Source organism: Lactobacillus nasalidis, assembly GCF_016587775.1.
In the GTDB taxonomy this organism is placed as follows: domain Bacteria; phylum Bacillota; class Bacilli; order Lactobacillales; family Lactobacillaceae; genus Lactobacillus; species Lactobacillus nasalidis.
This window is the reverse complement of sequence record NZ_BOCG01000022.1, coordinates 1-431: the sequence shown is the minus strand read 5'-3', so window position 1 is coordinate 431 and position 431 is coordinate 1. Positions and strand designations below refer to the sequence as shown.

Genomic DNA, 431 nt, shown 5'->3' with positions numbered 1-431 from the left:
ACCCCGCTGCAGTAGTACATGGTCTCATTGAAAGAGGTAAAGGCGTTCACGTCGGCGCCCATTTTTTCAAATTCAAGCGACAAGTCGCCGCTTTCCGCGGCAAAAAGCTTGTGTTCCAGAAAATGGGCCAGGCCCGGCAGCGGCTGCGGGTCGCTGCTGCCAAAATCCACGATGATGCCCAGAAAGCGCTGGTTGAAGCCGCGCCGGCGGATCACCTGGGCCTGAAAGCCCGACGGAAATCTTTTTCTGATAATTTGCGGTTTGATCATTTTAATACGTAGCTTTCGTTAAGATACAACTTTTTGACAAAATCAGCCAGCCGGCGGCTTGTCACCTGCCCGGCCGCCGCCGCCATGTCAAAGTCCTGGTAGTCGGCATGCAGCTCATAGCGCAGGTCCTTGGCCAGCAGCCAGTTGCTGTGGTCCTGGTTG

Annotated in this window: 1 protein-coding gene; it reads right to left on the bottom strand. The window is 55.2% G+C overall.

Annotation, left to right across the window (positions count from 1 at the left end):
• Positions 1-269, bottom strand: a 269-nt coding sequence (locus lacNas_RS00190) for an insulinase family protein (RefSeq protein ID WP_201346477.1), incomplete at its 3' end; no start/stop codon positions are given.
• Positions 270-431: the final 162 nt, after the last annotated feature.